The sequence below is a fragment of the Streptomyces sp. NPDC013187 genome (assembly GCF_042899705.1).
Taxonomy (GTDB): Bacteria; Actinomycetota; Actinomycetes; order Streptomycetales; family Streptomycetaceae; genus Streptomyces; species Streptomyces hawaiiensis_A.
This window is the reverse complement of sequence record NZ_JBIBAF010000004.1, coordinates 520,268-534,972: the sequence shown is the minus strand read 5'-3', so window position 1 is coordinate 534,972 and position 14,705 is coordinate 520,268. Positions and strand designations below refer to the sequence as shown.

The 14,705-nt window shown below is 69.7% G+C and carries 13 protein-coding genes; 1 reads left to right on the top strand and 12 read right to left on the bottom strand.

Annotated elements, in window-relative coordinates; translation table 11 throughout:
- Positions 1-50 precede the first annotated feature (50 nt).
- From pssA to ACFY5B_RS10905, 9 genes are all read right to left on the bottom strand, one after another.
- The gene (gene pssA / locus ACFY5B_RS10945; protein WP_104780902.1) at positions 51-833 is read right to left on the bottom strand and encodes a CDP-diacylglycerol--serine O-phosphatidyltransferase; all 783 of its coding nucleotides are present in this window, start codon (positions 831-833) and stop codon (positions 51-53) included.
- A gap of 58 nt (positions 834-891) precedes the next feature.
- Positions 892-1,548 (bottom strand): phosphatidylserine decarboxylase, encoded by a 657-nt coding sequence (locus ACFY5B_RS10940; protein WP_053671161.1) that lies wholly within the window; start codon positions 1,546-1,548, stop codon positions 892-894.
- Between the two features lie 170 nt (positions 1,549-1,718).
- A complete protein-coding gene (locus ACFY5B_RS10935) occupies positions 1,719-2,924 on the bottom strand; it encodes an acyl-CoA dehydrogenase family protein (protein WP_389967613.1) in 1,206 nt (401 codons plus the stop codon).
- A 2-nt stretch (positions 2,925-2,926) separates the two neighbouring features.
- Positions 2,927-3,439: a MaoC family dehydratase gene (locus ACFY5B_RS10930; RefSeq protein WP_030843910.1), complete on the bottom strand. Its 513-nt coding sequence runs from the start codon at positions 3,437-3,439 to the stop codon at positions 2,927-2,929.
- A gap of 5 nt (positions 3,440-3,444) precedes the next feature.
- Positions 3,445-4,419 (bottom strand): CoA ester lyase, encoded by a 975-nt coding sequence (locus ACFY5B_RS10925; protein ID WP_344465932.1) that lies wholly within the window; start codon positions 4,417-4,419, stop codon positions 3,445-3,447.
- Positions 4,416-6,464: a protein meaA gene (locus tag ACFY5B_RS10920; protein ID WP_389967610.1), complete on the bottom strand. Its 2,049-nt coding sequence runs from the start codon at positions 6,462-6,464 to the stop codon at positions 4,416-4,418. The genes ACFY5B_RS10925 and ACFY5B_RS10920 overlap by 4 nt, the downstream gene beginning before the upstream one ends.
- 17 nt (positions 6,465-6,481) lie before the next feature.
- Positions 6,482-7,825, bottom strand: a complete 1,344-nt coding sequence (ccrA, locus tag ACFY5B_RS10915) for a crotonyl-CoA carboxylase/reductase (RefSeq protein ID WP_389967608.1) — start codon at positions 7,823-7,825, stop codon at positions 6,482-6,484.
- A gap of 382 nt (positions 7,826-8,207) precedes the next feature.
- Complete coding sequence (locus tag ACFY5B_RS10910) at positions 8,208-9,017, bottom strand: TetR family transcriptional regulator (protein ID WP_344465926.1); 810 nt, start codon at positions 9,015-9,017, stop codon at positions 8,208-8,210.
- A 160-nt stretch (positions 9,018-9,177) separates the two neighbouring features.
- Positions 9,178-10,983: a 3-hydroxyacyl-CoA dehydrogenase family protein gene (locus tag ACFY5B_RS10905; RefSeq protein WP_389967606.1), complete on the bottom strand. Its 1,806-nt coding sequence runs from the start codon at positions 10,981-10,983 to the stop codon at positions 9,178-9,180.
- Positions 10,984-11,504: 521 nt separating this feature from the next.
- Between ACFY5B_RS10905 and ACFY5B_RS10900 the strand changes: the two genes are divergently transcribed.
- Positions 11,505-12,080 carry an adenylosuccinate lyase gene (locus tag ACFY5B_RS10900; RefSeq protein ID WP_351633600.1) on the top strand — a complete coding sequence of 192 codons (576 nt, stop codon included), beginning with the start codon at positions 11,505-11,507 and terminating at the stop codon, positions 12,078-12,080.
- Between the two features lie 2 nt (positions 12,081-12,082).
- Here ACFY5B_RS10900 and ACFY5B_RS10895 read toward each other — a convergent pair whose 3' ends face one another.
- From ACFY5B_RS10895 to ACFY5B_RS10885, 3 genes are read right to left on the bottom strand one after another with little or no spacing between them, the layout of a single operon-like run.
- Positions 12,083-12,586: a GNAT family N-acetyltransferase gene (locus ACFY5B_RS10895; protein WP_389967603.1), complete on the bottom strand. Its 504-nt coding sequence runs from the start codon at positions 12,584-12,586 to the stop codon at positions 12,083-12,085.
- Between the two features lie 20 nt (positions 12,587-12,606).
- A complete protein-coding gene (locus ACFY5B_RS10890; protein ID WP_389967601.1) occupies positions 12,607-13,005 on the bottom strand; it encodes a RidA family protein in 399 nt (132 codons plus the stop codon).
- 51 nt (positions 13,006-13,056) lie between these two features.
- On the bottom strand, positions 13,057-14,646 hold the full coding sequence (locus ACFY5B_RS10885) for an alpha/beta hydrolase (RefSeq protein ID WP_389967599.1): 1,590 nt from the start codon (positions 14,644-14,646) through the stop codon (positions 13,057-13,059).
- Positions 14,647-14,705 lie beyond the last annotated feature (59 nt).

The window sequence follows — 14,705 nt, the reverse complement described above, 5'->3', positions numbered from 1 at the left end:
TGGCCCGGGCCGTGAAGGCCCGGGCCACACCCGTCAGTGCAGGGACGAGATCAGGGCAGCTGTGCCGCCCGCGCCTCGCGGCGGTTGTCCCGGAAGTTGTTCACCCGTCGAGCCGTCGCGAACAGCGGGATCACCGCGCCCATGACCAGCTGGAGCGCGCACCCCGTCTGGAGCAGCAGCTGGCCGCTCGGGGCGTCGAACGCCCAGGCCGCCATCATGCCCATGCCCACCACGATCCACGACAGCATCGCCACGGCGAGCCGGCCCCGCGGCTTGGGGTACTCCACGCGGCTCACCATCAGCCACGCCGTCCCCAGGATCGCCAGCAGCGTCGCCACGAACGGCAGCTCCAGCAACACGATGGACACGACCGTCAGTGCGCCGAACGGCGACGGCATGCCCTGGAAGGTGCCGTCCTTGACCGTGACGCACGAGAACCGGGCAAGCCGCAGCACCACCGCCAGCAGCACCACGATCGCCCCGACCGCCGCGACCCGCTGGTACGCGCCCTCGGCCACCATGCCGTAGACGAGGACGAAGTACGCCGGGGCCAGGCCGAAGCTGATCAGGTCGGACAGGTTGTCCAGCTCGGCGCCCATGGGGGAGGAGCGCAGCTTGCGCGCCACCAGGCCGTCGAACAGGTCGAAGACCGCCGCGCACAGCATCAGGATGACCGCCGTGGCCGCGCTGTTGCGCGCCATGCCGGACTCCTGGCTGCCCATGAGGTCCGGGATCAGGATGCCGGTGGTGGTGAAGTACACCGCCATGAAGCCGCACGTGGCGTTGCCGAGCGTCAGGGTGTCCGCTATCGACAGGCGCAGAGAGAGGGGCATCTCCTCTTCCTCGTCGACCCCGTCGGACTCCGGGACCCAGCCGGCCTTGGTGTCAGGATCAATCACGGTCAATGCGAGTCACCCCCGCGACGGTCTTCTGACCGACCTCGACCGCGACCTCCACGCCCTCGGGCAGGTAGAGGTCGACCCGCGAGCCGAAGCGGATCAGGCCGATCCGCTCGCCCTGCTCGACCTTCGTGCCCTCGGGCAGGTACGGGACGATGCGACGGGCGACCGCGCCGGCGATCTGGATCATCTCGATGTCGCCGAGCTCGGTGTCGAAGTGCCAGACGACACGCTCGTTGTTCTCGCTCTCCTTGTTGAAGGCGGGAACGAAGCCACCGGGGATGTGCTCGACCGACGTCACCGTGCCGGCCAGCGGCGCGCGGTTGACGTGGACGTTGAGCGGGCTCATGAAGATCGCGACGCGGGTGCGGCCGTCCTTCCACGGCATGATGCTCTGCACCACACCGTCGGCGGGTGAGATGACCCGGCCCTGGGTGATCTCGCGCTCGGGGTCGCGGAAGAACCACAGCATCCCCGCCGCGAGCGCGGTGGCGGGAACGGCGACGGCCTTGGCGGCGCCGGAGCGCCGGGCCCGCGCCAGGCTGAGGGCTGCGGTGGCGACGGTCGGAAGGAGCCACGGCGATGCTCCGCGCGCGAGGCGTACGCCGGCCCGGCTGTCGCGAGGTGCAGAGGTTTGGCTGTGGGGCATGGATGACCTTCGTAGCGGATGATGCCGCACACTGACGGGGGACGGCGGCTTTCCGGCGATCGTAGCGGCTCGGGGCCGTAACTGGGTAAGCCAGCCAGCCGAGTCGGCGGCAGAAGAGTGCTGACGGGGTGTGATCTTCTTCTCCAAGAAAACACCCCGTATCCGGACATCTAGCCCTGGAATCGATACTCTTCGAGCAGCCGCCTGCCGATGATCATTTTCTGGATCTCGGCGGTACCTTCACCGATGAGCAGCATCGGAGCCTCACGGTAGAGGCGCTCGATCTCGTACTCCTTGGAGAAGCCGTAGCCGCCGTGGATCCGGAAGGCGTCTTCGACGACCTCCTTGCAGTACTCGGAGGCGAGGTATTTCGCCATCCCGGCCTCGAGGTCGTTTCGCTCCCCGGAGTCCTTTTTGCGTGCTGCGTTCACCATCATCGCATGGGCGGCCTCGACCTTGGTAGCCATCTCGGCCAGCTTGAACTGGATCGCCTGGTGCTGGGCGATAGGCTTGCCGAAGGTGTGGCGCTGCTGCGCGTACCGGACGCCCAGCTCGAACGCACGCTGAGCGACGCCGCAGCCACGCGCCGCCACGTTCACGCGGCCGACCTCCACGCCGTCCATCATCTGGTAGAAACCACGGCCGGTGACCCCTCCGAGCACACGATCCGCAGGAATCCGCAGGCCATCCATGATGAGTTCGGTGGTGTCGACCCCCTTGTAACCCATCTTGTCGATCTTGCCGGGGATCGTGAGGCCGGGGCGCACCTCACCGAAACCGGGCTCCTTCTCGACCAGGAAGGTCGTCATCGACTTGTGGGGGGCGGTGCCCTCGGCGTGACCTTCGTCACTTCTGACCAGCACGGCCACCAGGGACGACGTTCCGCCGTTCGTCAGCCACATCTTCTGGCCGTTGAGGACGTACTCCTCGCCGTCCTTGACCGCCTTCGACGTGATCGCCGACACGTCCGAGCCGAGGCCCGGCTCCGACATCGAGAAGGCGCCCCGGATGTCGCCGGCCGCCATCTTCGGCAGGAAGTGGTCCTTCTGCTCCTGCGTGCCGTGCTGCTTGAGCATGTACGCCACGATGAAGTGGGTGTTGATGATGCCGGACACCGACATCCACCCGCGGGCGATCTCCTCCACGCACAGCGCGTAGGTCAGGAGCGACTCGCCCAGACCCCCGTACTCCTCGGGGATCATCAGGCCGAACAGGCCCAACTCCTTCAGCCCGTCGACGATCTGCTGCGGGTACTCGTCGCGGTGCTCCAGCTCGGTCGCGACCGGAATGATCTCCTTGTCCACGAAGTCCCGGACGGTGGACAGGATCTCCTGCTGGATGTCGGTCAGACCGGCGGTCTGGGCGAGTCGCGCCATGGCTACTTCTCCTGCTCCCTGAGCTCGGGGCGGCCGGGCTGCTCGCCGCCGCGCTCCTTGATGTACGTCTCGGTCGGCACCATCACCTTGCGGCGGAACACGCAGACCAGCGTGCCGTCCTGCTTGTAGCCCTTGGTCTCGACGTAAACGATGCCGCGGTCGTTCTTCGACTTCGACGGCCACTTGTCGAGCACGGTCGTCTGGCCGTAGATCGTGTCGCCGTGGAAGGTCGGCGCCACGTGCTTCAGCGACTCGATCTCCAGGTTGGCGATGGCCTTGCCGGAGATGTCCGGCACGGACATGCCGAGCAGCAGCGAGTAGATGTAGTTCCCGACGACGACGTTCTTGCCGAAGTCCGTCGTCTTCTCCGCATAGTTCGTGTCCATGTGGAGCGGGTGGTGGTTCATCGTGAGGAGACAGAACAGGTGGTCGTCGTATTCCGTGACCGTCTTTCCCGGCCAGTGCTTGTACGTCGCCCCGACCTCGAACTCCTCGTAGGTGCGTCCGAACTGCATCGCGCTCAGCCCTCCGGGATCTCGAACTTGCTGGTGCGCTGCATGCCGGCCGCGCGGCCCTTGCCGGAGATGACCAGGGCCATCTTGCGGCTGGCCTCGTCGATCATCTCGTCGCCGAGCATCGCCGAGCCCTTCTTGCCGCCCGCCTCGGACGTGTAGTAGTCGTACGCGTCCAGGATCAGCTCGGCGTGGTCGTAGTCCTCCTGCGACGGCGAGAAGATCTCGTTGGACGCCTCGACCTGGCCCGGGTGCAGCACCCACTTGCCGTCGAAGCCGAGCGCGGCGGCGCGCTGGGCGACCTCGCGGTAGCCGTCGATGTTGCGGATCTGGAGGTACGGGCCGTCGATCGCCTGGAGGTTGTTGGCGCGGGCGGCCATCAGGATCTTCATCAGGATGTAGTGGTAGGCGTCCGCCGGGTAGCCGGGCGGCTGCTCGCCCACGACCAGCGACTTCATGTTGATGGACGCCATGAAGTCGGCCGGGCCGAAGATGATCGTCTCGACGCGCTGGGAGGCCGTCGCGATCTCGTTGACGTTGTTCAGGCCCTGCGCGTTCTCGATCTGCGCCTCGATGCCGATCTTGCCGACCTCGAAGCCCATCGTCTTCTCGATCTGGGTGAGGAGGAGGTCGAGGGCGACGATCTGCTGGGCCGTCTGCACCTTCGGCAGCATGATGCAGTCGAGGTTCTGGCCGGCGCCCTCGACGACCGTGACGACGTCGCGGTACGTCCACTCGGTCGTCCAGTCGTTGACGCGCACGACCCGCGTCTTGCCCGTCCAGTCGCCCTCGTTGAGGAACTTGACGATGGTGTGCCGCGCCTCGGGCTTGGCGAGCGGGGCGCAGGCGTCCTCCAGGTCGAGGAAGACCTGGTCGGCCGGGAGGCCCTGGGCCTTCTCCAGGAAGCGCGGGTTCGAGCCCGGTACCGCCAGGCAGGAACGCCGGGGGCGAAGGCGGTTGACCTGCGGAGCAGGGCTGGTCATGCGGGGACCTCCAGGGGGTCGAGCTTGTTCGCTTTCCGGATCTCGTCGACGATGCGGCCGATGATTCCGGTGATGTCGAAGTCCTTCGGGGTGAAGACCGCGGCCACTCCGGCTTCCCTGAGCTGCTCGGCGTCACCATTCGGGATGATGCCACCGGCGATCACGGGTATATCTGTGGCACCGCCCACACGCAGCCGTTCGAGGACGTCCGGCACCAGCTGCGCGTGGGAGCCGGACAGGATGGACAGGCCGACCGCGTGCACGTCCTCGGCGAGGGCCGCGTCCACGATCTGCTCCGGCGTCAGCCGGATGCCCTGGTAGACCACCTCGAAGCCGGCGTCGCGCGCGCGGACCGCGATCTGCTCGGCGCCGTTGGAGTGCCCGTCCAGGCCCGGCTTGCCGACCAGGAAGCGCAGCTTGCCGACGCCCAGGTCCTTGGCCGTCAGATCCACCTTGCGGCGCACCAGGGCGAGCGTGCTGCCCTCCTCGACGGGGACGGCCACCGGCGCCGACGAGACGCCCGTGGGTGCCCGGAACTCGCCGAACACCTCGCGCAGGGCCCCGGCCCACTCGCCGGTCGTCGCCCCGGCGCGGGCGCACTCCAGGGTGGCCTCCATGAGGTTCTCGTCGCCGCGCGCGGCCTCCTTCAGCCGCTCCAGGGCCTTGCAGGGCCGCGGGTGGTTGAAGGGCGGCTGGTAGCGGCTGTCGCGCCACTGCTGGAGCGAGGCGATGACCCGGGCCTCGACCGCCGGGTCCACCGTCTGAATCGCGGTGTCCAGGTCGGCGGTCAGCGGGTTCGGCTCGGTGCCCTCGAAGGCGTTGACCCCGATGATCTTCTCCTGGCCGGACTCGATCCGGCCCCGGCGCTCGGCGTGCGAGGCGACCAGCTGCGACTTGAGGTAGCCGGACTCGACGGCCGCCATCGCGCCGCCCATCTCCTGGATGCGCTCGATCTCGGCGAACGCCTCCTCGACCAGCTGCTCCACCTTCGACTCGATGACCTTCGAGCCCTCGAAGATGTCCTCGTACTCCAGCAGGTCGCTCTCGTACGCCAGCACCTGCTGGATGCGCAGCGACCACTGCTGGTCCCAGGGCCGGGGCAGACCCAGCGCCTCGTTCCAGGCGGGCAACTGCACGGCACGCGCGCGGGCGTCCTTGGAGAGGGTGACGGCCAGCATCTCCAGCACGATCCGCTGGACGTTGTTCTCCGGCTGCGCCTCCGTCAGACCCAGGGAGTTGACCTGGACGCCGTAGCGGAAGCGGCGCTGCTTGGGGTTCTCGATGCCGTAGCGCTCGCGGGTGATGCGGTCCCAGATGCGGCCGAACGCCCGCATCTTGCACATCTCCTCGATGAAGCGGACGCCCGCGTTCACGAAGAACGAGATGCGTGCCACGACGTCGCCCATGCGCTCCTGCGGCACCTGGCCGGAGTCGCGCACGGCGTCGAGGACGGCGATCGCGGTGGACATCGCGTACGCGATCTCCTGGACCGGCGTGGCGCCCGCCTCCTGCAGGTGGTAGCTGCAGATGTTGATCGGGTTCCACTTCGGGATGTGGGAGACCGTGTACGCGATCATGTCCGTCGTCAGGCGGAGGCTCGGCCCCGGCGGGAAGACGTGCGTCCCCCGGGACAGGTACTCCTTGACGATGTCGTTCTGGGTCGTGCCCTGGAGCTTGGTGATGTCCGCGCCCTGCTCCTCGGCGACGACCTGGTAGAGCGCCAGCAGCCACATGGCGGTGGCGTTGATCGTCATCGAGGTGTTCATCTGCTCCAGGGGGATGTCCTGGAACAGCCGGCGCATGTCACCGACGTGCGCGATCGGCACGCCGACCCGGCCGACCTCGCCGCGGGCGAGGATGTGGTCGGAGTCGTAGCCGGTCTGCGTCGGCAGGTCGAACGCCACCGACAGACCTGTCTGGCCCTTGGCGAGGTTGCGCCGGTACAGCTCGTTGGACGCCTCGGCCGTGGAGTGACCGGCGTACGTGCGCATGAGCCACGGCCGGTCCTTCTCCCGCTTCGCTTCAGCGGGCTGACGCTCAGTCATCTGTGCCCCCGTACGTCTCAGATGTTGCGGAAGCGGTTGATGGCGTCGATGTGCTGGGCGCGCTTCGCCTGGTCGCGCACGCCCAGGCCCTCCTCGGGGGACATGCACAGCACGCCGACCTTGCCCTGGTGGAGGTTGCGGTGCACGTCGAACGCGGCCTGGCCGGTGTCCTCCAGGGAGTACACCTTCGACAGGGTGGGGTGGATCTTGCCCTTCGCGATGAGCCGGTTGGCCTCCCAGGCCTCGCGGTAGTTGGCGAAGTGCGAGCCGATGATCCGCTTCAGCGACATCCACAGGTAGCGGTTGTCGTACTCGTGCATGTAGCCCGAGGTCGAGGCGCAGGTGGTGATGGTGCCGCCCTTGCGCGTGACGAAGACGCTCGCGCCGAAGGTCTCGCGGCCGGGGTGCTCGAAGACGATGTCGATGTCCTCGCCGCCGGTGAGTTCGCGGATGCGCTTGCCGAAGCGCTTCCACTCCTTGGGGTCCTGGGTGTTCTCGTCCTTCCAGAACTTGTAGCCCTCGGCGTTGCGGTCGATGATCGCGTCGGCGCCCATCGAGCGGCAGATGTCCGCCTTCTGCTCGCTGGAGACGACACAGATCGGGTTGGCGCCGCCGGCCAGCGCGAACTGGGTGGCGTAGGAGCCGAGTCCGCCGCTCGCGCCCCAGATCAGGACGTTGTCGCCCTGCTTCATGCCGGCGCCGTTGCGGGAGACCAGCTGCCGGTAGGCGGTGGAGTTGACCAGACCGGGGGCGGCGGCCTCCTCCCACGACAGGTGGTCGGGCTTGGGCATCAGCTGGTTGGACTTGACCAGCGCGATCTCGGCGAGGCCGCCGAAGTTGGTCTCGAAGCCCCAGATGCGCTGCTCGGGGTCGAGCATCGTGTCGTTGTGGCCGTCGCTGGACTCCAGCTCGACGGACAGGCAGTGCGCGACGACCTCGTCACCGGGCCGCCAGGCGTTGACGCCCGGGCCGGTGCGCAGGACGACACCCGCGAGGTCGGAGCCGATGATGTGGTACGGCAGGTCGTGGCGCTTGGCCAGCTCGTTGGTGCGGCCGTAGCGCTCGAGGAAGCCGAAGGTGGACAGCGGCTCGAAGATCGAGGTCCACACCGAGTTGTAGTTGACCGACGAGGCCATGACGGCCACCAGGGCCTCGCCCGGGCCGAGCTCGGGCAGCGGCACCTCGTCCAGGTGGATCGACTTGCGGGGGTCCTTGTCGCGGGTCTCGAGGCCCGCGAACATCTCCGTCTCGTCCTTGTGCACGGTGATCGCGCGGTACGACTCGGGGAGCGGGAGGGCGGCGAAGTCCTCCGACGTGGAGTCGGGCGACTGGATCGCGGCCAGGATGTCCTTAACGGTCACGGTGTTGCCTCCGGCGGTGAGCGCCCTGAGGGAGGGGCGCCGATGGGTTCGTCGGTGCTGCTGAGGGTTGAGGGTGTGCCGTCGGTTCGGCGGTGGTGCTGATCGGCAGCGCTTGGTGGCGCGGGAGGTTGCCTGTGACGCAGGCGTCCGGGCGTGCAGGCGGGTTCGGCCTGCCGGGACGTCGTCCGGACTCCTTCAACGTATGACACCGCGTGTCACCCCGCAAGGCACTGAGTGCCAGAACTTGGCCTCAGATGAAATCTTTACGTAACAAATGAGCGATGATCGATCGAACGGGCCCTCCGAGAGCCTGCAAAACGGCCCCTGACATGCCAAAACGGCCACCCCGAGGGGTGGCCGTCATCACACGGGTGAAGGAGACTCAGCGCTCCTTGAGCGCCTGCTCGATGGTCCGCATGACCTCGTCCAGCGGTGCGTCGGTACGGGCGACGGTCACCAGCACCTCGCCCTGAGCCGAGGCCGTCGCCACGGCCGGCTGCGGTTCCGTGGAGCGCCCGGCCCCGATGCCCGTGCCGAACGTCTTGCGCACGATCGCGAAGGCGTGGTCCAGCTGCGCCTCCACATCGCCCTGGCCGCCCGCGCGCAGCCAGCGCCGCAGCACGTGGTTGTGGGCCGTGACGACCGCGGACGCGGCGACCTCCGCCAGCAGCGGGTCGTCGTTGGCGTCGTCGGCGTGCGCCCGCTCGTCGAAGTGGCCGAGGAGGTAGCGGGTGAACAGACGCTCGTAGCGGGCCACCGACGCGATCTCCGCCTCGCGCAGGGTGGGCACCTCACGCGTCAGCTTGTAGCGGGCGACCGAGATCTCCGGCCGCGCCGCGTACATCCTCATGACCTCCTTGATGCCACGGCACACCGTGTCGAGCGGATGCTCGTGCGCGGGCGCGGCGTTGAGCACCGCCTCGGCCCGGATCAGGGTGTCGTCGTGGTCGGGGAAGATCGCCTCTTCCTTGGAGCGGAAGTGACGGAAGAAGGTGCGGCGGGCGACCCCGGCCTGCGCCGCGATCTCGTCGACGGTGGTCGCCTCGTACCCCTTGGTCGCGAACAGCTCCATCGCGGCGGCCGCCAGTTCCCTGCGCATCTTGAGCCGCTGGGCGGCGGCGCGGGAGCCGGCGGCGCTTTCCGGCGCGTCGGCCGTGGCTGGTGTACGTGAGGACCTGGCGGGCTGGGACATGCCCTGAACGTACTGCATGTGCGCAGCTCGCCGCGCATGGCCCGGTTCTTCCACGGCGCCCTGGGGCGCGGGAGGGGCGGGCGGGCCGGCCGGGTGGAACCGGTCCGGGCCGAGCAGGCCGCCCCACTCCGCGCCGGACCGGAACCAGTCGCCTGGACGCTCAGCGCTTGGCATATTCGCGGAAGCCTCGGCCGGTCTTGCGGCCGAGGCAGCCCGCGGCCACCAGGTGCTCCAGCAGCGGCGCCGGAGCGAGCCCCGGGTCGCGGAACTCGCGGTGCAGGACCTTCTCGATGGCCAGCGAGACGTCCAGTCCGACGACGTCCAGCAGCTCGAACGGGCCCATCGGGTAACCGCCGCCCAGCTTCATCGCCGCGTCGATGTCGTCGAGCGACGCGTAGTGCTCCTCGACCATCTTGATCGCGTTGTTCAGGTACGGGAAGAGCAGTGCGTTCACGATGAAGCCGGCCCGGTCACCGCAGTCGACCGGGTGCTTCCTGATCCGGCCGCAGACCTCGCGGACCGTGGCGTGGACGTCGTCGGCGGTCAGCACCGTACGGACGACCTCGACCAGCTTCATGGCCGGCGCCGGGTTGAAGAAGTGCATGCCGATCACGTCCTGCGGGCGTGAGGTGGCCCGGGCGCAGGCGACGACCGGCAACGACGAGGTCGTGGTGGCCAGGATCGCGCCCGGCTTGCAGACCTTGTCCAGGGTCGTGAACAGCTGCCGCTTGACCTCCAGGTCCTCGGCGACCGCCTCCACGGCCAGGTCGACGCCGGCGAAGTCCTCGTAGGTGCCCGAGGCCGTGATGCGGTCCAGGGTCCCGGCGGCCGCCTCGGCGGTCATCCGGCCCTTGTCGACCGAGCGGGACAGGGACTTGCCGATCCGGGCCTTCGCGGTCTGCGCCTTCTCCGCGCTGCGGGCGGCGATGACCACCTCGTACCCGGCCTTGGCGAACACCTCGGCGATACCGGAGGCCATGGTTCCCGAGCCCGCGACGCCGACCGAGCGGATCTCCCGGCCCGGAACCAGGTCGCAGCCCTCCAGCGGGGTCAGGGCGTCCCGCACGACGGTCGCGCTGCCCGGTGCCTCGTACGTGTAGAAGCCGCGCCCCGCCTTGCGGCCGGTCAGGCCGGCCTCGCTGAGCTGCTTGAGGATCGGGGCCGGGGCGTGCAGACGGTCGCGGGAGGCGGCGTACATGGCCTCCAGGACCGTGCGCGCGGTGTCGACGCCGATCAGGTCGAGCAGCGCCAGCGGGCCCATCGGCAGTCCGCAGCCCAGCCGCATCGCGGCGTCGATGTCCTCGCGGGAGGCGTACTTCGCCTCGTACATCGCGGCCGCCTGGTTGAGGTAGCCGAACAGCAGGCCGTCCGCGACGAACCCGGGGCGGTCGCCGACCGCGACGGGCTCCTTGCCCAGGTCGAGCGCGAGGTCGGTGACCGCCGTGACGGCGGCCGGCGCGGTCAGTACCGAGGAGACGACCTCGACCAGCTTCATGGCCGGGGCGGGGTTGAAGAAGTGCAGGCCCAGCACCCGCTCGGGGCGGGAGGAGTCGGCGGCCAGCCGCGTCACGGACAGGGCGTTGGTGCCGGTCGCCAGGATCGTCTCGGGGCGGACGATCCCGTCCAGCTCCCGGAAGATCTGCTGCTTGATCTCGTACGACTCCGGGGCCACCTCGATGACCAGGTCGGCGTCGGCGGCGGTGCGCAGGTCACCGGAGGTGCGGACACGGCCGAGGATCTCGGCGCGCTCCTGCTCGGTCAGTCGGCCGCGCTCGACGCCGCGGGCGGTGGAGGCCTCCAGGGCGGCGACGCACTTCGCGGCCTGGGCCTCGCTGATGTCGATGCCGACGACGGTGCGGCCGGCCTTGGCGAGGACCTCGGCGATGCCGGTGCCCATCGTGCCGAGGCCGACGACGGCGACGGTCTGCAGCGTGGACTGGGACGGGTCGGAAAGAGGAGAGGCCATCGCGGGACTCCAGGATGAGGGTGACGACGGGGAAACGCGCTCCGGGTGCGCCGAAGGAGCCGGCAGGAGCCGGACCACGGGCGCACCGGGTGCGTGGATGAGTGCGGGTGCTGGCCGGGCTGCGAAGCGCACACGCCCGGTGCCGCCTCCACGGGCGTGCACACGCCCGGGATGAACGGCGATTCCGACCGGCCCTGTCCCGGGGCCGAGCCGTACTGCGGTACCTGAGGCACCGAACCGACTGCTCCCGCGACAGCCGCGTCACCAGACCGCCGCGAGGAATGCGAGTGGGTAACTCGCTCGTCTGAGCTTAACCGGCGGGTAACGAGCGCGCCAGCCCCCGTGTTTGTGACGTAGGTCCCGCGCGGCTCGCGACGCCCCTGGGTCTGTCGTCGCGGGGCCCTTGGCCAGTCGGGGCCCGTCGTTCGGATCAGGCCGCGGGGAGTCGGCGGTGATTCTCGGTCCCGCATCGGTCCGGCGTCTGCGGCGTGCTCCGGACGGCAGGCCCTAACCTCTGTGCCATGGACGAAGAGTTGCGATCACTCACGGAGCGCTTACGGCAGGAGTCGGGGGCGTCACCCGCGTTCGAGCGGCTCGTGGCGACCGACGACCTCGACGCCCTGGCCGCGATGCTGACCGAGCCCGGGCAGCATCTGTGGGCGAGGGAGCTGGCGGCGTTCCGGCTGGGGCTCGCGCGGGACCGGCGGGCCTTCGAGGCCCTGGTGCTGCTGCTCAACCACCGCGACCCGCCGCGCTGCGCCTCCGCCGCCCACGCCCTCGCCCGGCTCGGCGACCCGCGCACCGCCCGCGCGGCCGCCGCCCTCGCCACCAACGAACTGCGCGTCGCCTACGCCCTGCATCCGGTACGGCTCCTGGTCGAGCTGCGTGCCCCGGAGGCGGTGCCCGCGCTGATCACCACCCTCCGGCGGCGGTTGCGCCCGCACGACCCGTACCGCCGCGTGGCCCTCGCCTGTGTGGACGGGCTCGGCGCCCTGGGTGACGTCCGGGCCGGACCCGTTCTGAACGAGGCCCTCGCGCATCCGGCGCTGGCCGAGGCAGCGGTGCGGGCGCTGGGGCGGATCCCGAAGCAGAGGTGACGTCAGCGCTGCAGAGGCCTGGCGTACCGCACCTCGGGAACAGCGACCCCGTCCACCTCGAAGAGCTCCTCGGCACCGTCCACCCGGAAACCGGCCCGCTCGTAGAACCGGCGGGCCCGGTCGTTCTCCTTGAGCACCCACAGCAGGAGACGTCCGTGGCCCGCGGCGGAGCAGCGCGCGACGGACTCCGTGAGCAGCGCCCGTCCCACGCCCCGTCCCACCTGATCCGGGTGGACGTAGATCGCGTACAACTCGGCACCCTGGGTGAGGACTTCGCCCCCCCGGTAGGGCCCATGGCAGGCCCATCCGACGAGCTCGCCGTCGGTGCCCTCGGCGACCAGGTTCACCACGCTGCCGTCGCTCTGCGAAAGGTGCGTACGACGGCGCTCGGCGTCCTCCTCGACGCTGAGCCCGTCCAGGTACGACTGTGGGATCAGGCCCCGGTAGGCGCCGCGCCAGCCGCCGACGCGGATCTCCGCGACGCGGTCGCAGTCGGCGAGAGCCATCTCCCGTATCCGCGGACTCCTCATGGAGCGACCACGGCGAACGCCTCGACCTCGATGAGGAACTCCGGCCGGACCAGCGCGGCGACCTGCACCGCCGAAGCGGCCGGCAGCCGGTCGTCGGGTATGTGCGCGGCGCGGGCCGCGCGGACGGCCGGCATATGGGCCATGTCCGTCACGAAGTAGGTGAGTTTGACGACGTCGTCGAAGGTGGCGTCGGCGGCCGCCAGACAGCGCCGGAGGTTCTCGAAGATCTGGTGCGCCTGGGCCGCCGGATCGCCCTCGCCGACCAGTCGCCCGCGCTCGTCGAGCGCGAGCTGGCCGGCGATGGCCACGAAACGGCCGGTGCCCACGACGACGTGGCTGTACTGGGCCGCGGCGGCGACGCCGTCAGGGGCGGGGATCCTCGTCAGGTCACTCATGGCTCCATGGTGGACCATGGCATGGACACCCCCCGACGGGTCGTCAGCCGCTCAGTGGCGGAAGCCGAGCAGGGCGTGCAGTACCGCGCCGTTCGAGGAGGACGACGCCGCCTTGTCCGAGGCTGTGGCGGGGGGCTTGGGTTCGGGTAGCGCGTCGCATGCCGCGTCCGCCTCGCCCAAGCCACGCGGCACGGTGCCGTCGGTCAGGTAGGCCGCCAGGTGCTTGTCCAGGCAGGCGTTGCCACTCAGCGTGATGCCGTGGTTGCCGCCGCCCTGCTCGACCACCAGGCTGGAACCGGCCAGCAGGCGGTGCATGGTGACACCGCCCTCGTACGGAGTGGCCGCGTCGGCGGTCGCCTGGAACAGCAGCACCGGCGGCAGCTTGCCGTTCGCCACGTTCACCGGGCGCAGCGACTCCGTCGGCCAGAACGCGCACGGCGCGTTGTACCAGGCGTTGTTCCAGGTCATGAACGGCGCCTTCTCGTACGCCGCCCAGTTGTCCTTGCGCCACTGGTGCCAGTCGCGGGGCCAGAAGGCGTCCCGGCACTGCACCGCTGTGTAGATGCTGTAGCTGTTGTCGTCGGCGGCGTCGATCGCGCCGAAGTCCTTGTGGGCCGCGACCAGCGGTTCGGGGTCCTTGCGGTTCACGTACGCCGCGAACGCCTCCGCCAGAGGGGGCCAGTATCCGTTGAAGTAGGTTCCCGGGAGGTAGGTGTCCTCGAGTTCCGCGGCGCCCACCCGGCCGCCCGCGGGTTTCCTCGCCAGTGCCGCCCGCATGGCGTACCAGGTGGCTTCGACCTTCTCCGGGTCGGTGCCGAGCCGGTACCGCGCGTCGTGCCTGGCGACCCAGGCCATGAAGGCGCGGTGACGGTCGTTGAAGGCGTGGTCCTGGTTGAGGTTGGCGGTGTACCACACGTCGGTGGGGTCGGCGATGGAGTCGAGGACCAGACGCCGGACCCGCTGCGGGTACAGGCCGGCATAGACCGCGCCCAGGTAGGTGCCGTACGAGTAGCCGAAGTAGTTGATCTTCTTCGCGCCCAGGGCCTGCCGGATCGCCTCGATGTCGTGTGCGGCGCTGATCGTGTCGATGTACGGCAGCAGGTGCCCGTACTTCCTGGTACAGGCCGCTGCGAAGGACTTGGCGCGGGCGAGGTTGGCCCGCTCGGTCTCGGGCGTGCTCGGCACCGAGTCCGGGCGCACCGGGCCGAAGTAGCCGGGTTCACAGTCCAGTGCCGGTCTGCTGGCGCCCACGCCGCGCGGGTCGAACCCGATGACGTCGTACTGGGCCGCGACCTCCTTGGGCAGCGAGTCCGCGACGAAACCGGCGAGGATCAGGCCGTCGCCGCCGGGGCCGCCGGGATTGACCAGGAGCGGGCCCTGGAACCGCTCGGAGGTGTGCGGGACGCGGGACAGCGCGAGGGTGACCTGCCGGCCGTCCGGGTTCGCGTGGTCGAGCGGCACCTTGAGGGACGCGCACTGGAGCAGCGGATAGTCGGTGGTGCCGCACGTCCTCCAGCTCGGCTTCGCCAGGCGAAAGGTACCTGCGGAGTGCGGTGCGTCCGCCTCGGCGGGCACGGCCGTGAGGCTCCCGGCCAGCGCGACGGCGGCGGCGCCGCACAGCACGGCTGCGCGTGTTCTCATGGAGGCCTTCCAGGACGGAGGGGCGTCGGACCGCGGGGCTCACAGTCCTCGCCGATTCG